Source organism: Sediminibacillus halophilus (assembly GCF_900103695.1).
GTDB classification, from domain to species: Bacteria; Bacillota; Bacilli; order Bacillales; family Amphibacillaceae; genus Sediminibacillus; species Sediminibacillus halophilus.
On sequence record NZ_FNHF01000002.1, the window covers coordinates 75,045 to 95,134 of the forward strand.

20 protein-coding genes and 1 riboswitch are annotated in these 20,090 nt (G+C 41.1%); of the genes, 4 read left to right on the forward strand and 16 right to left on the reverse strand.

Annotated features, from left to right (window positions below; genetic code table 11):
* Positions 1 to 31 precede the first annotated feature (31 nt).
* The gene (locus tag BLR82_RS07315; RefSeq protein ID WP_074598380.1) at positions 32 to 649 is read left to right on the forward strand and encodes a YhcN/YlaJ family sporulation lipoprotein; all 618 of its coding nucleotides are present in this window, start codon (positions 32 to 34) and stop codon (positions 647 to 649) included.
* Between the two features lie 152 nt (positions 650 to 801).
* Positions 802 to 1,767 carry a M23 family metallopeptidase gene (locus BLR82_RS07320; RefSeq protein WP_074598381.1) on the forward strand — a complete coding sequence of 322 codons (966 nt, stop codon included), beginning with the start codon at positions 802 to 804 and terminating at the stop codon, positions 1,765 to 1,767.
* 165 nt (positions 1,768 to 1,932) lie between these two features.
* Here BLR82_RS07320 and BLR82_RS20775 read toward each other — a convergent pair whose 3' ends face one another.
* From BLR82_RS20775 to BLR82_RS07360, 9 genes are all read right to left on the reverse strand, one after another.
* The gene (locus BLR82_RS20775; protein WP_139186916.1) at positions 1,933 to 2,037 is read right to left on the reverse strand and encodes a MetS family NSS transporter small subunit; all 105 of its coding nucleotides are present in this window, start codon (positions 2,035 to 2,037) and stop codon (positions 1,933 to 1,935) included.
* Entirely contained in the window at positions 2,037 to 3,554 is a 1,518-nt protein-coding gene (locus BLR82_RS07325; RefSeq protein ID WP_074598382.1) for a sodium-dependent transporter, read from the reverse strand. The genes BLR82_RS20775 and BLR82_RS07325 overlap by 1 nt, the downstream gene beginning before the upstream one ends.
* 413 nt (positions 3,555 to 3,967) lie before the next feature.
* On the reverse strand, positions 3,968 to 5,530 hold the full coding sequence (locus BLR82_RS07330; RefSeq protein WP_074598383.1) for a Na+/H+ antiporter NhaC family protein: 1,563 nt from the start codon (positions 5,528 to 5,530) through the stop codon (positions 3,968 to 3,970).
* A gap of 269 nt (positions 5,531 to 5,799) precedes the next feature.
* Positions 5,800 to 5,979: riboswitch (Lysine riboswitch) on the reverse strand.
* Between the two features lie 54 nt (positions 5,980 to 6,033).
* Complete coding sequence (gene yunB, locus BLR82_RS07335; RefSeq protein ID WP_083334762.1) at positions 6,034 to 6,819, reverse strand: sporulation protein YunB; 786 nt, start codon at positions 6,817 to 6,819, stop codon at positions 6,034 to 6,036.
* A gap of 60 nt (positions 6,820 to 6,879) precedes the next feature.
* Positions 6,880 to 7,980 carry an HD-GYP domain-containing protein gene (locus tag BLR82_RS07340; protein WP_074598384.1) on the reverse strand — a complete coding sequence of 367 codons (1,101 nt, stop codon included), beginning with the start codon at positions 7,978 to 7,980 and terminating at the stop codon, positions 6,880 to 6,882.
* 134 nt (positions 7,981 to 8,114) lie between these two features.
* On the reverse strand, positions 8,115 to 8,429 hold the full coding sequence (locus BLR82_RS07345; RefSeq protein WP_074598385.1) for a YunC family protein: 315 nt from the start codon (positions 8,427 to 8,429) through the stop codon (positions 8,115 to 8,117).
* A 51-nt stretch (positions 8,430 to 8,480) separates the two neighbouring features.
* Entirely contained in the window at positions 8,481 to 9,881 is a 1,401-nt protein-coding gene (locus BLR82_RS07350) for a bifunctional metallophosphatase/5'-nucleotidase (protein WP_074598386.1), read from the reverse strand.
* A gap of 11 nt (positions 9,882 to 9,892) precedes the next feature.
* Positions 9,893 to 10,717, reverse strand: a complete 825-nt coding sequence (locus tag BLR82_RS07355; RefSeq protein ID WP_074598387.1) for a sulfite exporter TauE/SafE family protein — start codon at positions 10,715 to 10,717, stop codon at positions 9,893 to 9,895.
* Positions 10,718 to 11,161: 444 nt separating this feature from the next.
* Positions 11,162 to 11,587, reverse strand: coding sequence for a hypothetical protein (locus tag BLR82_RS07360; protein ID WP_074598388.1), 426 nt, complete (start codon positions 11,585 to 11,587; stop codon positions 11,162 to 11,164).
* A 182-nt stretch (positions 11,588 to 11,769) separates the two neighbouring features.
* On the opposite strand from BLR82_RS07360, the gene BLR82_RS07365 reads away from it, so the two are divergent.
* Both BLR82_RS07365 and BLR82_RS07370 read left to right on the forward strand, forming a co-directional pair.
* Positions 11,770 to 12,393, forward strand: a complete 624-nt coding sequence (locus tag BLR82_RS07365) for a hypothetical protein (protein WP_074598389.1) — start codon at positions 11,770 to 11,772, stop codon at positions 12,391 to 12,393.
* Positions 12,394 to 12,427: 34 nt separating this feature from the next.
* Complete coding sequence (locus BLR82_RS07370; protein WP_074598390.1) at positions 12,428 to 12,613, forward strand: hypothetical protein; 186 nt, start codon at positions 12,428 to 12,430, stop codon at positions 12,611 to 12,613.
* 978 nt (positions 12,614 to 13,591) lie between these two features.
* Here BLR82_RS07370 and BLR82_RS21600 read toward each other — a convergent pair.
* The 7 genes from BLR82_RS21600 to BLR82_RS07410 form a co-directional block, all read right to left on the reverse strand.
* Positions 13,592 to 14,614, reverse strand: coding sequence for a peptidoglycan recognition protein family protein (locus BLR82_RS21600; RefSeq protein WP_083334763.1), 1,023 nt, complete (start codon positions 14,612 to 14,614; stop codon positions 13,592 to 13,594).
* Positions 14,615 to 14,629: 15 nt separating this feature from the next.
* Entirely contained in the window at positions 14,630 to 14,890 is a 261-nt protein-coding gene (locus BLR82_RS07385; protein ID WP_074598392.1) for a holin, read from the reverse strand.
* Positions 14,891 to 14,926: 36 nt separating this feature from the next.
* Complete coding sequence (locus BLR82_RS07390; RefSeq protein WP_074598393.1) at positions 14,927 to 15,136, reverse strand: BhlA/UviB family holin-like peptide; 210 nt, start codon at positions 15,134 to 15,136, stop codon at positions 14,927 to 14,929.
* Between the two features lie 77 nt (positions 15,137 to 15,213).
* A complete protein-coding gene (locus BLR82_RS07395; protein ID WP_139186917.1) occupies positions 15,214 to 15,471 on the reverse strand; it encodes a hypothetical protein in 258 nt (85 codons plus the stop codon).
* Positions 15,472 to 15,578: 107 nt separating this feature from the next.
* Positions 15,579 to 15,848, reverse strand: a complete 270-nt coding sequence (locus tag BLR82_RS07400; RefSeq protein WP_074598395.1) for a hypothetical protein — start codon at positions 15,846 to 15,848, stop codon at positions 15,579 to 15,581.
* A 139-nt stretch (positions 15,849 to 15,987) separates the two neighbouring features.
* Positions 15,988 to 16,521 (reverse strand): DUF4376 domain-containing protein, encoded by a 534-nt coding sequence (locus BLR82_RS07405; protein WP_074598396.1) that lies wholly within the window; start codon positions 16,519 to 16,521, stop codon positions 15,988 to 15,990.
* Between the two features lie 13 nt (positions 16,522 to 16,534).
* Positions 16,535 to 20,089 (reverse strand): Gp37-like protein, encoded by a 3,555-nt coding sequence (locus BLR82_RS07410; RefSeq protein WP_074598397.1) that lies wholly within the window; start codon positions 20,087 to 20,089, stop codon positions 16,535 to 16,537.
* Position 20,090: the final 1 nt, after the last annotated feature.

Consider the following 20,090-nt stretch of genomic DNA (forward strand, 5'->3'; position numbering starts at 1 on the left):
GAAAAAACAATCCAAAGTCAGGAGGGTACTCATGTTGAATAAACGAAAAGGCTTCCCATTGCTGTTGGTAATTCTCCTCATGGCTTCCGGTTGTGCTACTGGAAATAGGGGGGCCGATCCAGAAGTAGACCGTTCCTTGGGTGGTACGGAAACCAACAGTGATCAGGGAGCTGGCAATGTAGATAAAAATGACGTCACCTCGAAGCTAGGCTATGTGCGATATAAAAAAGATGAACTGAACAATGATGAAGAAAGTAGACAAATGGTCAGCATTGATCGAAATAAAATGGCCGATACCATTACCAGGATGATCCTTCGCTATGACGGTTTTGAAGAAGCGGCAACGCTTGTAACCGATGATGAAGTGTTGATCGCTTATCACAGACCAGAAAACATGGAACGGGAAAAAGCAGCGTCCATAGCCAAAAAAACAGCCATGTCGTTAATGCCCAGATACTATGATATCGTTGTCTCTGACAAGGATGTATCCTTTCAAGAGATCCAAAGCCTGAAAAATTCGTCGACGCTCGATGACGACTACGAAAATACACTCCGCAGTATCATGGAAAGCATGAAGGAAGCACCACAAGGTGAAGGCTGGCCTGAAGCCGATGTAAAAGACCGCGATGACGATGCCATGACAGAATAAAACTGCAGCAGCAAAGATGGGATGTTCCAATATCGACTTTGGAGCATCCTTTGCTTTCAGTTCTTCCTGAGAATGTATAAGTTTCCAATTATCTTTCCAGACTAGTCGCGCACACTAATACCAGAAAACTTAAAACCAGGGGGTGAATAACCTTGAAATCAAAAATAATTTGCTTCACTGGACTGTCTCTATTCTTTTTGTTCTTTTCTGCCTCTGCAACAGCTGAAGAAAACGCGCCAGACGAAAAACAGGCAAAAACGGCGCTTTACAAAAAGACACAAGCCATTACAAATATCCCTTGGTATTATTTTGCTGCAATTGATCAATACGAGCATAATATTCAAAAAGAAGAAGACAACTCAGAACAACTCATTTCGATTGATATACCCGACGAACTCTGGTTCGGAGTCAGCAATCCGGGCTTGACTTCAGAGGAGCTGATTACTGTTTCCGACGGTTGGGGTCGCGATGGAGACGGGGATGGATTGGCCGATAAAAACAATGATGAAGATGTTTTATATTCAATGGCCCATTGGATTAATCAATATGGAAACAATAAAGAGGATATTAAGATTGCCCTGTGGAATTATTACCAACGGGAATTGACCGTCCAGACGATCATGAGCATTGCGAAAATATACGAAAAATTCGGCACCATCGCCTTAGACAAAACCGATTTCCCCCTCCCCTTACATGCAAACTATAGCTATCGAAATACATGGGGAGATGCGCGCGGTTTCGGCGGCAGGAGAATCCATGAAGGAACCGACATTTTTGCAGGATACGGAGTGCCGGTAAAAGCAACCACTTATGGGGTCGTAGAAATGAAAGGTTGGAATAAGTATGGCGGCTGGCGGATCGGCATCAGGGACATCCATAACCACTACCACTATTTCGCCCACCTGAACGGATATGAAAAAGGAATAAATGTCGGAGATGTCGTAGAACCTGGAACGGTCATAGGCTCAGTGGGGGCAACTGGGTATGGCCCTCCCGGAACGTCTGGAAAGTTCCCTCCACACCTTCACTATGGCATGTACAAAGATAACGGTTATAGCGAATGGTCTTTCGACCCGTACCCTCATCTGAAAAGGTGGGAACGAAACGCCCGTAATTAGGAAGGATTTTTAGTGACTTGTGCAATTGCTTCAAGGCGAACGAACAATTAAAAATCGCGTTGACTGGTATTGGATTAAAAGCCCTAAATGAAAGTACAGGGAGGCCTATCATTCCAAATAGATCAAAACCCCCTTACCGTGTTGGTAAGGGGGTTTTGATAAAGTTTATTTTGCTTTCGCGACTTTCCTTGCATAAATTATACTGGATATCAATCCGCCCCAGATAACGACAGCGCCAATAATTGCCATAGTAATAGCTCCTCCTGACATTATTGAGCCACCTCCTTGTCTTCCGATTCGTTTGCCCGGGTTTCTGCTGCTTGATCGGGCCATTTCTTCAAGCTTAGCAAAGCACCGGCAAACATGGCACCAATAGCTACTACCCATCCATAATTAAACAAGAAATCAATCGGATACCCTTCATAGGCTTCCGTCACTTCTGTTTTCAAGTTCTGCAGCATCATCCAGCCTAAAACGGCAGGTGTAATGATGCCCAGACACACTCTCCACCAAGCCCCTAGTGGAATATCGGAAACCGAGTTGGCGTGGTTTTGAAAACTTTTCAATGATTTCGCGAACCAGGCAATCGCCACTACTTCGAACAAACCAGCAAGGGCTACTCCATAGTTATTGATGAAGTGGTCGACTGTATCAAGCAAATTCAATCCGTTCTGCGTGGCAAAGGCAAGCGAAAGAATCGCTGCCAGTCCTCCTCCGAATAACACGGCTTTACCGCGTGATACGTTGAATTTCTCCTGGATACCAGCAATATACGTTTCTGAAATCGAAATCAACGAGGACAGACCCGCCAGAACAAGAGATGCGAAGAATAAGAAACCGAAAAATCCGGCGCCCGGCATCTGGCTGATGATTTCCGGAAATACCATAAAAGCAAGACCAACGCCTCCGGTTGCTACATCCGAAACATCCTGTCCGGATTGAACAGCCATAAAGCCTAATGCGGCAAATACTCCGATACCAGCCAATAATTCAAAAGAAGAATTGGCAAAACCAGTAATAAATGCATTGTTAGTGATGTCTGACTTTTTCGGTAAATAAGAAGCATATGTGATCATGATTGCAAATGCGATAGACAAACTAAAGAAAATTTGGCCATAGGCTGCAACCCATACCTTACCGTCTGCTATTGCCGACCAGTTCGGTTTGAAGAAAGCATCCAGCCCTTGCATCGCGCCATCTAATGTGACAGCTCTAATAACAATAATCAAAAAAATGACGGCCAATGTCGGAATGAAAATTTTATTGGCTACCTCTATTCCCTTTTTGACACCTCGCCCTAGGAAAAAGAAGGCGACGACCCACACAGCGATCAACGGCAATAATACGCTCGGTACCATCGCTCCAAAACTACCTGGATCACCTAATTGCAGATAATCTCCCACAAAAAATCCTGTAGCATCTCCACCCCATTGTTGTCCAAGAGAAAAATAAGCATACATAATTGCCCAAGCAATAATAACCGGATAATAAGTAGAAATGACAAATGATACAACTACCTGCCACCAGCCGATCCATTCCATCCCTTTACTGATTTTCCTATAGGAGCGTGGTGCAGAACCCCTGAACTTATGACCAATGGTGTACTCTAAAATCAATAATGGTATACCGGCAGTCAACAATGCAAACAAATATGGAAGGAAGAAAGCGCCCCCTCCGTTTTCATAAGCTGTATAAGGAAATCGCCAAATATTTCCCAATCCAATTGCCGATCCCATCGCTGCAAGCAGGAAACCTAACCGTGTTCCCCATTGTGACCGATTTTCCATGTTTGAACCTCCCCTGTTTTTTTAAAACATTCTCTATCTATAAAAAATGAATGTTTTAAATTTTTATTTTTTTCAGATATTTATGTTTGTATTATATATTAGACAAAACCAGAATGTCAAAGGAAGATTTAGGAGAAAGGTTCTAGATCTTTTTTACTTGAAAAGTATTCCAGCTGCACAAAAATTTTAGAGTTGCCGTTCTAAATGTCCTGCTTCGTATGAATGTCTTTGTCATCCAAACCTTTAGCAGAGGCTAGCAACAGTCGGTAAAAGAAAAGTCTCTACGTCTTTCGACTTGCCAGGTAATGCACGGATTAAACACAAAAAACCGAACGAGTCCGCATGCTTACGGAGGCGAATCTTCGTTCGGTTTTCGTTTTGGTCACTATGCTTTTTTCAATATCCTTTAGTATTTACCTGTTTGAACTGCTTGTTCGATTGTTTTGGTTGTGAATAAAGATTGCTGCAACTAAAACAAGTACAAGGGTAAGCAATAACGCGATCCATATCTGACCAGTGACACCAAGAACCAGATAGCCGATTACCGAAGCTATGGCCGCAATAACTGCATAGGGCAACTGGGTCAGGACGTGATCAATATGGTTGGAGCCAGCACCAGTTGAAGAAAGAATCGATGTGTCGGAAATCGGTGAACAGTGGTCACCGAACACAGACCCGGCCAAAACTGCGGCCATTGCCGGAAGAACGAGTTCGACATCGGTCAATGCTGCAATTTCTGCAGCTATCGGGAGCATGATGCCAAACGTTCCCCACGATGTCCCAGTAGCCAAAGCCATGAAACCAGCAACAATAAAAATCAAAAACGGCAGGAAAGCTGGATTCAAGGATGCTTGCTGAACGAGGTTCGCCAAGTATTCACCAGTCGCCAGACTATCAATAATCGAGCCGATCATCCAAGCCAAAACTAAAATATAGATGGCTGGAAGCATCGCTTTGATACCCTCCCAGCAAACAATCCCCATACTGGTCTTCGGAGAGTGCTGCATGCTGTATAGTATTGCTGCACCTACAGCTGCTATCACACCTCCCCAAAACAGAGAAAGGTTAACATCTGTATTAGCGAAAACGTCCAACACATCAGCTTGTCCCTCCGTGTTATTTACTCCGGTTCCGACCATGAATACAACCGTACCGACAACGAGTAAAAGAATCGGTACGATAAGATGGTGAATTTTTCCTCTTTCATTATCTACAAAACTTTTCTCCAAGTCGCCGGCTATCTCTCCTCGATCCGGATCCGTCAGTTGTCCGGTTTCCATCGCCCGGTTTTCATGGGTCTTCATCAATCCGATATCTACCTTAAACAATGCCGTCAAGAACACAAGCAAAAGGGCTGCAAAGGCGTACATATTCAATGGGATCATTGCGACAAATGCTTGCAGAGGGCCATACTGAGTAATTTCATTGGCTGCCAATATACTGCCTAATGTACCGATAATATAAGCTCCCCAACTTGAAATCGGCGAAATTACCGTTATCGGAGCAGAAGTAGAGTCGATAAAATAAGCAAGCTTTGCACGGGAAATCCGATGACGATCTGTCAATGGACGGGCGATTTGACCAACGGCCAGACTGTTGAAGTAATCATCGATGAAAATGATTACCCCAAGTACAGCAGGCATCAACTGAGCACCTTTTCTTGTTTTTATTTTCCGGATTGCCCATTCACCGAAGGCTCTGCTTCCACCTGAAGCGGTCAAAAAGGCTGTGACTATTCCTAACAATAGCAAGAATATTAATAAATATAAATTCCCGGTATTTATTGCCCCATCCGCATAAAAAATGGTTCGGAAAACAAGCCATATCTCTCCAGCGGCTTGCGGCAAAGAAAAATCATGAAGCATGAAAGCTCCGATTAACACACCTGCCCCTAATGAAAGCAGTACTTTTCTTGTAGCTAATACAAGCACCAGCATCAGCAGGGCAGGAATTAATGAATAAATTGTTCCTTCCATGTTGTACCTCCATTGCTTTTTGGTGATGGAAATGAATGGATCGACATGCTGAAGAAAAAATGAGGAAAACCTGTCTGGTCATATGCACGGTAAGCAAAGGCTTCTGGAAATTGGGGTGCCTAAAAGGAATTTACCTGATCCCGATCCCCTTCCCTTCACCTTTCGATTATGATTACTTTGCAAACAAGGAAATGTGTCTTTAAACAGAAAAAAGCAGTGATAGAAAATAACCTATCACTGCTTTGTAAGCAACTCTGTTATCCTCCATTTCGATCAGTAGCCCTTCATGCTATTCTTTCCAGACATGACAGTATTATCCCTATTCGACATAATACCAGTAATAAGGGGCTGACACTCCCTTAATACTTCGGCAAACAGGCCTTTCACCAATCTTCCCAGTTATCATCCTCCAAAAGGATACTGATCCTGTCTGCACCTCTACCTCACCGATCTGATAAGGTCTCGCTATTCAATTCCTCGTATATTGTACCAGCGGCAGACTTCTATTGCAAGGGTTCCATCGGAATCGAGAGTTGCGGCGATTCACCGCCACCGTTTCCATTGTAATAATATGGTACATCAAAGCTGACTACCCGATCATCGATCTTTATCTTTGAAGTAATTTGTGTTGTTTTGGTTTGAAATGGAACAACCACTCGCAGACTTACTTCCATTTCTACGTACAAAGCGAAGTACACATTGTTGATACCTAGTTCTTCCCGCTCCATGACTGGTTCTGATTGGACATCACCAATCACTTCTATATTGACAGGAATATCAGGTCCCAGGTTTGCCAATAAAGGGATTCCTAATGCCTGGCCGACTGGGATTTGTATCAAGGTCGGTTCCTCTTTGACCGACTCGATTGAAGGCTTTTCGTCCGGTTCCAGTTCCACATCAAGCGTACTTCCCGGATCGGGAACCTGTCCTTTTTCCAAAAGTTTTAAAAAATTTTGCACACGATTGGTCGTATTCCGTACCACTCGATTGGTAACAACGGAATTCCAGCCTACCGATACTGCATTTCCTTCATTATCGACCTTTTCCTGAATCAATTCGTCGTATTCCAAATCATCGGCGATTTTTTTACTGACTGCTTCGTTAATCGCCATTCTTGCATATTGCCGGGCCCTTGTTTCCGCTATATCCATCAGTGTAGGCTCAAGTCCGCGGTTGATGATCAAAATACTGACAAAGGAGGATATCGTAAAAAAAACGATTGTTACCACCAATACATGACGAAACGGAGGCGGTGTCATATGGTTCTTGAAGTTCCTATTTTTTTTCAATAAAAATACCCCCTCAAAAAAACATATGCTTTTAAGCAGGAGGTTAGAATTTTTCCCGTATTAACTTTTTGCCAAGTCTGTCGCAAAACAGGAGGTGACCATCAAATTCAGATGTTCGGCAAGATCTATTTCGTAAGGAACCGATACAGCGTTACCATCTTCCTCTAGGATACGAATCACCGGGCGTTCACATAGCTGCTGATTTTGTTTTGCCACGATACCGGCTCTTCCATCGCTGAGTTCGACCATCAATCCAGTTGGATAAACTGCGATGGTTCGACGGAAGGCCTCTACCAGCTCACGATCGAACAAATCTCCAACACCAGCATATAACACTTCCAGTCCTTCATGCGGAAGCAATGCATCACGGTATACTCTATTGCTGGTAACAGCATCGAATACGTCCGCTATACCGATTAATTTAGCGTGTGGATGGATGTCTTTCTCCGTAAGACCGCGGGGGTACCCAGATCCATTCAATCGTTCGTGATGTTGAAAAGCGCAGTGTGCTGCAAGCAAAGGGATGTTGTGATTATTTCGTAAGAATTCGAACCCTATATCCGTGTGCCCCTTAATGATTTCAAATTCCATGTCAGAAAGGCTACCTTGCTTTTGCAGAATTTCCTGTGGGATAAACATCTTGCCCACATCATGCAGCATTGCCCCCAGTCCGATTTCTTCCATTTTCGAACGCGGCAGGCCGAGCTCCGTTGCCAAAGCCAACGAATATATTGTCACATTGAGTGAATGGGAAAACACATAATTATCGGTCAAGAAAACATCTGACAAAATGGAAACCACTTGGTCCGCCTGTTGGAGCTCATCCATAAGATTTCCAACCATATCAGCCATTTGTTTACTCGTTTTCTCGAATACAAACGAACTGTTTCCGATGTCCTGACTTTGAAACTCTGAGAAAGAATGCTTAATCGTTTGATAAGCTTCCATCCGCAATTTTTCCGGAATCGGAGTCGTAATGTTGATATCGTCCGTTAAGGAATCTTTAATATTTACATAGGTTATGTTATATTTTTGCAGTCTTTTCAACATGCGTTGTGTCAGACTTACATCTTCTTGAATCAATATCTGTCCGTTTTCGTTATATATTGCTTTGGCAAGCTTCGTTCCGGGTTCAATTGATTTGGTTGCTGCAATTCTCATATCTATCTCCTAACCGCACCATTTTGAATGAAACAGCTGACTCCTTGTATAGACAACAAGAAAATCCTCTATTTAGAGTATAGAGGATTTATAGGAGAAATCAAACTAAATTTGTAGGAAATTGTCTAATTTTTTCAGTCGGCCGGTTCGGCAATTTTCAGTAAAGCTTCCTTCCCGGTCATCCCTACCTGCCAGCCTTTTTCCCTGGATGCATTCGTCACCTTCTCCAATGGAGCGTCAAGCAATTGTTCAATGGTCTTGACTCCCACTGCCCGGGCAGCTACCACTTTTCGGTCTGCCAACTTTTCACTTAGCAAATCGACGTCCAGAGCGCCGCACATAATATATCCGGTATCATTCGAAACAATCAATAGATTCGTTTTCGGCAATTCCACACGAATCGCCGTAAAAGGAACTTCTTCAATAAAAACAGGCTTAATAGAAATCATAAAATGCCACACTCCCTTCACCATACTATATGGATTTCGGGAGGATACGTGTCACTTGGAAGCCACTTTTTTCCTTAATGTATCGGCCAGTAAGTCACGTAAAAATTCCGGCATGAAAAACTGCTTGTTCTCCGCTCTTGCAATTTCAGGTAGCAATCGTCCAAATGTAAACGTATCAGCGGTTGCCACTTTATAATGTTTATCCATATCCAGAGGACTGCCGTTCACCTCTACATAATCGACATGTTCTTGACCATCTGCTAGCTTACTGGTCGTCACAGAGGCACCTGCAAAGACCATTCGCCCGATTATTTCGCCACGAAAACCGAAACCTTTCAATTTCAATTCCGTAAATTGCTTGGTAAAAGAAGCACGGATGACCTCGAGCAATTCATCTCCCTGCAGTGTGACGAGACACGGATTGATTGGATGCGGGCAAATCCGGTGAATATCGCCGTATGTCACATCCCCTTTTTCAAATCTATCCAATAGCAGTCCGGCATTCAGCATAGCACAGTCTGCTCCTGTCCATTCCTTCAATGTTTCAACAAGCTGTTTCATAATAAATGTTTCTTTGAACCAGCCGAATTCCAATGGTTTTTCCAGCGTCGTCACTGTTTCCCCTAGTAAATCATTCGCCCGATTCTGATAAGCAATCAGTTTTTGCTCCGTCTTCTCGTCTTTTGGGAGTTTTTCGGTACTGCTTGCATAGGCTTCTTTTCGAATCAGTTTCCGCTGTTCCTGGTCCCATGTCAAAATCACTTCCCCTACAAACTTTCCATGTTTCCCTGCTGCAGTAAGAAGTGTTTTGTCTATATACTCGCCATCACGAAAAAGATGATGAGTATGTCCTCCGATAATGACATCAATCTGCGGGTAACGCCTAGCTATTTCCTCGTCATCAGTAATACCAAGATGGGAAAGGAACACAATAATGTCTGCCTGTTCAGCCAATTCCGGAAGATATTTCTCCATAATCGAGAAAGGGTTGGCGACACTCCAGCCGAGCAAATTATAGAAATCATTAAAGGGAGCCGTCAGTCCGATGAAACCGATCCGGACACCGTTTTCCGTGGTAGCATAGGAAACAGGCTTCAACCAATCTGGCTGTACTCCGTCTAAGCTGTTCAGATTCGCACACAATAATTCAAAGTCTGCTTGATCATATAGATGAAATAAATCATCATGATCAAGCGTGATACCCTCGTTATTTCCCAAAGTGGCAAAATGATAACCTGCATCGTTTAATAGCTGCACATTGGCTTTTCCCTTCATTGCTTCTGCAATGGGATGGGAGCGATCGACATGATCGCCAATATCAATCAGCCAGTATGACTGGCCATTACGTTCTCTCACTTCTTTTTCTTCATTGAAATGGCCAATGATTTGTGGCAAGTTCTCAAAGTGACTGTGTAAGTCGTTTGTATAATAAAGGAAAATTTTCTCTTCCATCTTAAAATCTCCTATCCAATACCTTGTAAAATTAATCGAAAACCGATTACCACCAGCAATATTCTCAGTATCCATTCCACCGTTTTTCCTTTAAGCAATTGATTGACCTTCGCACCGATTGTACCACCAATCCAGGCTCCTGGTATAAACAACCACACATACTGCCAAGGCACATGTCCGAGGACAATGTGAGTCGACGAACTAATTAAGCTTAAGAATAATATCATGAACATCGAAGTCGCAGTTGCTATATGCGGCGGGAAACCGAATAAAAGAATCATTGCCGGCACGATCAAAGAGCCGCCTCCAATGCCAAACATCCCTGATAAAACACCGACAGCGAAAGCTATAGACACCGCAGCAGCCAGGGAATACGTATAAGAAAACCTTTCCCCATCGATAATAACCGTTCTGTCGACGCCTTTGCTGTGTACCGGCTGACTTTTCAAGATAGGTTCTTTCTTTTTAATAAAAAACATAGCCGATAACAGTAGCATCAGTAGTCCTAAGTATAACGAAAAGGCATCTTCCGAGATAAACTGACTAAGCCATGAGCCAAGTATACCGCCAGGAATTGCTCCGGATAAGAAAATCCTTCCACTGCGATAATCGACTCTCCCCTTCTTCATATATGCTATGCTGGATGACAATCCGGTAAAAACCATTACAAGCAACGAAATACCGACAATATTTTGCGGCGCCGCCCAGCTGAAACTATCTAAAAGGTGACTGAGCAGCAAAAGGCTTGGAACAAGAATGATTCCTCCTCCCAAACCAGCAATACTCCCGACAAACGCTGTTAAAAAACCGATTAAAACACTTAAAACGTAAACCACAGTCTGATTCCCTTCTATCTGTTAAAGTTATGTATGATAATACGGCTAAAAATTGGCTCACTGCAGGAGCTTATCCTAATTCAGCAAGCTATACCCTTATGTTTACCCAATGTGGGCCGCCTATAAAAGAGGAAATAGTCATAGAAAGACATTAGAAGAAAATAGAACAGCGTTAGTACCATAACAAGTCATTTTCAATTGGGCTTTTCTATGAAAAAAGGACCCTTTCCAAGGGCCCTTTTATTATTACATTAAATTATTCAATTATCCAATAGAACCTTCCATTTCGAACTTGATAAATGACTGTTTTCAAACTCTATCTATTCATGTATAAAACAGCTAAATATCAACTTTTCAATAAAACAACCTTTCATATCTTTTTTTATTATTTCAAACTACGTCGGCACAAAATCGGCACGCTATTTTTAACTTCAGTTCAATTATTCAATCTTTATCCAATTGAACCGCTTGAATAAATACACTGTTATCTTGTATTCCGTCAAATAGTCCATATGCCGTCAGCTTATTCCCTTTTTCAACTTTATCTCCTGAGCTATTCATTATTGTGTATGACCCTTCTTCATTTTCTAATATGAAGAGAAAAGAATCTTTATCTTCAATAATTTCAGTTACTTCTCCACTAACTGAAACTTTGGCGTCCTTTTCTATTTTAGTAAAATCATCTTTTGTGTATTGACCCGCTTCACTCCCAGTAGGTATCATTGTGTACCCTAACATGAATATTAATATTGAAGCTACTAAAGAAACTAGTGGGATTGTTTTCTTCTTTTTATTAATGAAAAAAATAACGGTAAAAGCTAAAGAAACTAAAAATCCTGCCAAACCTAGTAATAAAATTTGAATATACATATAATCCTCCTCAATTGTTCCTTCTACAAATTTTACCATATCATTAACTTACTTTATATGTGTTTTTAAGTCATCTTTCGGCAAGTTATGTTTCTTAACTATTTTCATATGGTTTTAATTGGAAAGTTAAGATATGCTTATTACATTGACAAAAACGTTTATATTATAAAGGAGGAAAAACATTGAGACCTACACTATTATCAATATCAGTTCTATTTATATTAATACTTATTGCTTGTTCACAAAGCAACACTAAAGAGAACTCTCAGGAAGTCACTTTTTCAAATGATCAGAACTCACCGATGTTTGACGCGGATAGTCAATATAAAGAAGAGAATGTTAAGGTCTTAACAGAAGACATGCTAGAAGAATGGCATATAGAAGCTTTAAACTTATTAAGAGATTACCAGTACACAGATGCATTAATACTGTTGAACAAACACGACGATGAAATTTCTAATGACATTGAACTGATAACTAGATCAAAACAGGAAGTGGAAAGTGAGAATCCTGTTGTTGAGGTAATAAAAAGTCACTTAAGTAAGATAAAATATAGTTATGATATTACTACAGTTAACTACTTTTTAAACAACATAAATAATAAATTGAACAAAATAACTTCTAGCAATGCAGGGGTAATAGTTGGTATGACTAAAGAACAAGTATTGAAGTCAAATTGGGGCGAACCAAGCAATAAAAATGTAACTAAATCCACTTTAGGCACCAGCGAGCAATGGGTTTACGGTAATGGCAATTATCTATATTTTACTGACGATATTCTTACAGCTATATCTACCAGTGATTAATTGCCCTACATACAGTAGAGGAGGAAGACAGCCAATGAAAATCACATTGGAAAGTGACGTGATATTGATACCTTACCAGGAAGGAAGAATTAGAATAGATATAATCGGGGGTCCAGGGGATTATTTTATAACTGCAGAATTGAATGATCAGACTGTAATCCAAGAGGGAAAGTATAAACTTCCTTGTATTAATAAAGCAATAAGATGTCTTCTAAAATAGAAATCTTAATGAATGATAAGATAAAAAGAAAACTGTTTATTAAACTATTGTAATTACAATTTAAAATCATATAATGATTAAAAAGAAGTATGTATATAAAGTGATAGAAAGTGATGTGTTTTGTTGGAACGTTTTTACTTTAACTTAGCTTTAATTTTATTAGTTATTTTTTACACAGTCTTTGTTTTATTTTCGGTATTCTTTAACGATGAATATATCTCTAATAATTTAAAAAGGACCAAAAATGGTTTTAGACGATTTATCAATCGAATTAAAAGCTTGTGGCCTATGAATCTTTTCTTTATTATCATTTTTACTGTTATTGTAATTTTGAATTTGCTAATTAAGAATTTCCAGTTGGAAAGTTACTTAACTTCTTTGTTCAGTTTAATTATTACTGTTTACTTATTAGATTTCTTGTACTCAGAACAAGGGCGGAGAGAAACTGCTAACAAAAGATATACAGTTGACTGGGAATTTCATTCCATTTATTCTGAACTAGAGTTTGGCTTACATAGACTCTTAATTCCTGAGGAGGATGTATATTATGGTTTAGATCCTGACGGGGATTATAATTATAGATCTATGAATTTACACACGTTAGACAGTGAGAGTATCGCAAAAATAATTAAAAGAGAAGGATTTTGGAATAAAAAAACTGATCATTTTCAAAGTAAAGGTTATAAAATCGAAATTACTAATAGGGATTTTCTAACTTTTTTATTATCAGAGAGCAGAATAAAAGTTAATAATCACTTAATAAGATATAGTAACCTTATATTATACGAAGATTTCAAACTAATACATAAACTAGATAATACATTAAACGACTTCTACCTAAAGAAAGGGAGCAATTTTCCTAACCTTAACCAAGATATGGTCGCATACTCGTTAGAAGGCCTTATATCATGCATTTTTGACTGTCATAGAGTTAAAGACAAATGGAAATAAAGCCCCCACTATGGAGGGCTTTTTGTTTTATTTTATTTTAGCACCAGTACCAGGACCAACGTAAATATTAACCTTACCAAAGTCTGATGTTTTAATAGTTACGACGTTAGCTTGCGGTTTACCCAACACTTCGTATTGAAGGCCACCGAATTTTTTAGGATTAAGGAAGCCTTTCTCATTTCCCTTTACCGGTGCTTTGTTGGTCGGGTAGACTCTCCAGGACGAAGCGCTCGCCGGAAGATATAGAGTTTCCTTATTTGATTCTTTCGCTTTTGTAATTGACGATCCTGTTATTTTCGCGCCGGTACTTACAGCGCCATAAACTTTCCCTTTTCCGAAATCAGACGACTTAATGACATAGACGTCCGGCTCTTTCTCGCCAAGTATTTCATAGGTTAGCCCGCCGAATTTAGAAGGCTTTAGAAAACCTTTTTCGATTCCTTTTGTAGGCGGAGCATCAACAGGATATATACGCCAGCTTTCTGCAGTTTCCGGTAAATGGATGTACTGTTTGCCTTCCACCTCTTTGACAGTTTTGGCTTTCGTTTTCTTTTGTTTGGCAGGCTTATGCTTAACACCTGACACTTGCGCTTTAAAATCGTCGAAACGACCTAGTAGCAAGTGAGGACAGTTTTTCCCTGACCAATGTTTGTGTGGTACCACGTTATCGATCGAGATATTATGCTCGTCCATCAACTGGCGTACAAGCCATGCGGCATTGGCCACTGCCTTTTCAAAGTCTCCATCTTCATTTTCACAGATTTCCACACCAATAGATTTACAGTTTCCATTACCTTGACCATCACCCGCATGCCAGCCGTTTTCATCCGTTGGCAAGTGCTGATAAATCTCTTTGTCATCAACTGTGAAATGCCAGGATACTTGTCGACCGCCGGCACCATTCAAAAGGTACCGAGCATGCATTTCCGCATCGGCACCTTTTGACCTGTTGGCCGTATTATGGATTGTAACAAAATCAGGATCCATAGAATATCCCGGACGTAGCTCTTTATTGCTGGCCGGGATGAATGATTTGTGGATTGTAACCATGCTAACACGCTCCTTTTATTTTGTTGTTCCCTCTCGTTTATTTACAGCAAGCTCAAACAAACCTGTACCAGCCAATCCAGCAAAACCACCGGCCCACAGTCGCAGTACAAGCTCTAGGTCCGTAAACGGATAAGCAGCTGCACCAATAGCAATGCCGACCAAAAAGCTTACAGACGGTACAATGTTTTTAGGGATAGTCACTGTACGCTTAACTAGCTCGACAAGTGCGGTTACAATCGGTAAAATGACAGTTGCAAAAATCAATACGTCTTCCATGCTTTTCACCTCCTTATTAGCCAATTAAAAAACCGACTACCTGGGGGGCAATCGGTCTTTGATATCCTTTAATTCTTTTATAACAACATCGTACTTGTCGCTAAACTTGTCCAATAAACTGTGTAATTGCATTTCGCGCTCCTGGTTCGCCCGCATCACATGTATTAGTAGCCAAACGAATAATAACGCGAAGGGTCCCTGTGTTAAAAAGTACTGTAATACCGTATCCACGGTAATCTCCTCCATTTCTATTGACCCTCCCCTGATAATTTTCTCTCTTTGAAAACATAAAAAATACGCCAGAGTTATCCAGCGTATTAAAATTAATATGAATTTCTTATTTGATAGGTAAGCAATATCACTCCTATACAAGATACTGCAAGTGTCTTTATTGCAATGGAATGGATTGAAAGTAAAACCTCTCCAATTTTTCCATAAGGACCACTCATGTCAATTACTGAATACCCACCATCTGGATGAGGAGCCTTTAAATCAACAGTGAAATATTCAAATGCAATTACAAATAGGGCGGCTATGGTTACGATGATAAGCAAATATCGGGCTTTTACGAGCCATTTCAACACACTATCCCTCCTAACTTTATTATCTATATTATTTTAGCCACCCCTATTTGGCAATGGGTACAACAAAACAAGCATAAAAAATACGCCCTCTAAGGCGTATTTTTCTACCCTAATAATATTTTACACATTCCGCTTAAACTGTTATCAATCCCCAGAACACTCTTTTTACCACTAAATTGAGAATCAGTCTTACCATCACTGCTGTTGAAAGAAATATATTCAATCTTTTTCTTTTCGTCCCGTAGAATCTTAAATTGCTTTTTTAGCAATGTATCTTTAGTGGCAATAACTATGGTTTTGCTGTTGCCTTCATATCCCCCATATGTTGTAAAAGGATCGCAGTTGTTTATTTGGATAATATCGAATTTGTACACTCTATCCCTCCTCCGCATTAATTCGACAGAAAGGGATGACTATCCTTTATAGTATAAAAAATACGCCTATTCGGCGTTTTCATCCTATCTATTAATCTTTTCAAAATAACTTTTATCTTTAACTTTTCCCAGCATGTTCTTACCATTGTACCGCCTTTATATCCTCGATCGTATTGGCCTGTTCCACCAACGGTTGCAATTCATCCCTGAATCTAGATATCTGATGACATTTGTGGTTAAATCCAGCCTTGGCCACTGTCATAAACGTATTCTTATCCAGTGTCACCCTGTGCACTTCTCCGTCTTTGTGGGCGGTCCATCTCACTTCCTCTGTGACGTCGTTGTTCATAAGCGCCATGGTATTAGTGAAATTGTCCTGCGCTTCCTTGTCGAAGGAGAAGCTATAAGTGCCGATATCCAAATCGACATTGAAGTACCCCAGGATTGCCTTATTGCACATTGCGGACAACTCATGTATCTTTCTGTTCTTCACCTCTAGCAGTTGGTGTTCATCATCCCTTATCAACTCACCATCCACGTATCTAAATATACGTGAGTTCCTCAATACCTCATGATTTTCCGCTACTTCAATCTCTATCTCATGAGGGGTGTAGGATGGTCTATCACCATACCCCGTTACCCTGTCGCCATCGACGAATAAATATATCTTCACCTTATGTCTCCTCCTAGCATTCGAAAATGTACCTTAGAACCACATCGTTTAATGGAGAAACATTATTGTTATCATTACCTCGTATATGGTCATTGTACACATAAATATACTTAGCGCCATGATCTGTATTATCACTGTTAGGAGTTACGAAGTAGCATCCTCCACCCTCCAACGATGTCATTCCGAAACGCTTGGGTACTATACTAAATACCCAATTGAAATTGTTGGAACCAGAGCCAACGTCATAATCAGACCATACCAGAATCCATCCAGTCTTGCATTCCGATAATTTCTTGGATGGATACGCCTCTTGATCGCCTTTTGGATAGATAGATCCGGACCACAAATGCTCCATTACGGTAAGGTTTATCCCCTTCCATTGTATATCTCCGCCGTTAGACCCCCACGGCACCTTGAGTATGACATTGTCCTCGTAGTCCTGTATGTTCCAGTATGCCCCTGCAGAGGCGGATGGCGGCGCATGCAGGTTTCCATATTTATCAAATGTAGCCCCTGATAAGTGTCCAAATCGTACACCCTCACGCAAAGTCAGATCCTCTGTACCACTCAAAAAGCTATATAGACCTTCTTCTGGTGCATATACCGACGGGTATGCACCCATCACTAACTGGGCGCCATCAACGGCATGCCAATGATCTTCTGCTCCCCAGAACACAACACGGATAGCCACATAGTCTACCAGATCATCTTTTCTGGAAGCTGGTATAGAGAATGTGGTGGATCTGCGCACAGAACTATAATCATCTGGAACCCTCGGGAAAGTAGTCTGTTTTAGAGTCTCGATTATCGTACCATCAATCTGATCATAAAGCTGGACTGAAATACGTGGTTGCGCCCCTGCCCCAACATTCCTTTGCCTTCTGAAAAAAGCGCTGACAGAATATGTCGTATCGACTTTGAAATTACCTGCCGGAATAAACTGGGAGACATAGTTGCTTTTATTTACACAAATGCTTTGCTTCCCAAAGTCCACAGTATGGCTGTTATTATCTAGCCTTAAGCCAACTCTAGGTCTGCCAATACTCTTCCACAATGAGGATCTGACATTGTTATCGTCACTGGAGTTATAGTCCAACCACATATAGTCGTAATCAACATTGCCATTCCCTCGTATTAACTCGAATGAGTGGTCCAGTATATAATTCTGCAGGCTGGCGATATTATATTCCATACCCGATGCGCTATCCTTGAGAACGAAATTACCATCCACAACGGATACATTTCCAAATGTTCCACTAGGACCTTGTAATTGCCCACCGAAACGCACATTGCCATCGTCATCCACGACGAATTGACCATTCCCCACGTTCAAACCATTTAGGGACTTGATATAATCGGCTACCAGCCAATTCACGCCAAACGAAGTATTGGTGTCCACTATGTTTGGTCCCTGTGGACCCTGCGGACCTTGATTGCCTTCTGGACCCTGTGGTCCTGTATCGCCTTCTATTTTCGCCCAAGTGTAGTCGGAAGGGTCTGTGGACTCCGTTGCTGTCGTCTTGTTATGCGCCAAACCGATATATCGTTTTCCGTCTGGATAGTTCGACATCCCATTTCCGTTTACATCATCAGCGTAACGTATCCAAGTAAAACGTGGCTGTCCATCTTCTCCAGGAGGGCCTTGTATTCCTTGGGGGCCTGTCTCGCCTTTTTCACCCTTATCACCTTTATATTTCGACCACGAATAGTCAGCAGGATCATCGCTCTCCGTTTGCTCTACATTGTTGTACGACAGTCCAATGTATTCCTTTCCATCTGGAATGTTCGACATTCCATTGCCCTGCTCATCGTCAGCATATCGAATCCATGTATAACGAGGTTGGCCGTCTGCTCCAGGAGGACCCTCAACCCCTTGCGGGCCTTCCGGTCCTTGTGGTCCTTCTACTTTCGCCCATTGGTAATCAGCAGGATTTGAGGACTCAACGGCACTTTCATTATTATAAGAAATCCCCATGTAGGATTTCCCCGTTGGATTATCGCTCATTCCGTTTCCTAGCTCGTCATCAGCGTACTTTATCCATGTCCAGTACGTTTGTCCATCTTGACCAGGAGGACCTTGCACACCCTGCGGACCGCCAGGACCTATTTGCCATGAATTCGTTGCTTCGTCCCAACGTTTCCATAAGTCCTGGTCCGGATTTGAAGTATCAATCCATATTAACTGTTTATTCTCAGGTTCAGTCGGACCTCGATAAAACTTCTGCTCTGCATACTCTTCCGTATGCTCTTTGGACTTTTTTAAATTCTCTTCGGCTTGTTTAATACGTTCCTGTTCTTCTTTTGTCAGTCCCTCATTCGTATATTTTATAGATTTTTCTAATTGAACCTTTGAGTACTGTACGGGAAACTCTTGTTGTTCTACACCTGTGAGTTCATCGAACCTCTTTTTAATTTTTGTAATGAGAGTCGGTTTAGCCTCCCCGAATGTTCCTTCGAGTGTAAAACCATTCACTTCATGAATTTCCTTTAATTCAACGATTGGTGCAGCAAGCATAATACCCCATTTTTTATTTAGAATTGTTACCCGACAACCAATATCAAAGTCAACTTCATATTCGAAAGGAGTTTTAGCGATTGGTTTACCATTAGGGATCCGATTAACCTCTTCTGTTATTGGTGTGAAAATTTGTGCTTCAAAGGACAGAAGTCTTCCTTTTTCTAATAACTTTTGCTCTCCTCGTTCTTTAAGTTGTTGTTCAACTTCCTGATCGGTTAGCTCTTCATCTTCACTTCCGACATCGCGAGCATCAATAAAAGTTTCAATTCTTTCCAGCCCCTCCGCTTCTTCACCTACTTTGACAATTACCCTGTCTTCCCCTTCTCCCGGACCGCCTACATAGCCTACATTTTTGTAATCCTTATCACTATCGGTAAATGACTGATCTTTAATTGTCCCGAAATCCGGTGAAAACACAACAGGTGTAAACCCTGACTTGTTTCCCTTCGTCAAATCTTTCAGTTCCATAACATCAAAAATGAATTTTTTGTTAGCAGTATCGGCATATACTGTCCACCCTAGCCCTGATTGCTTACCAATTGTTTCAAACTCATCAGACACTACTTTAAATCGAGATTCCCAATTAATGTGGTCACCACGGTGCTTATTGGGGGCTACTTCTATCATAGGCATTTTTCTTTTAGGGTCTTCTGGATTAACAAAATGCTTTTGCACATAGTGCTTCATTACCGTTTCTGCGTCACCACTTTTTCGATCATAACCTCCGGCATCATCACTGCTCGGAACTGTTTGCCTTCGACTAATTAACCCATCCAACGTATAACCGGTAATTTTCCAATTCTCCGATGCTTTCCCTTTCTCATCTAGCGCAATCTCTCTAGTCAGAATGATTCCAGCTTTGTTTGCTTTTTTATCCAAAACTATTATATTGCCTTTTTTCAAAAGTTCAGCACCGTCCATATAACGGTTAATATGCAGCTCAAATTCACCTTTTCCATAAAAACTTCGGGTGAACTGTAAACTTTCATACCTCTCAATTTCTTTTTCTAAATCAAGATGGGGAGTGTATATTCTAATAGGTCGTTTCATT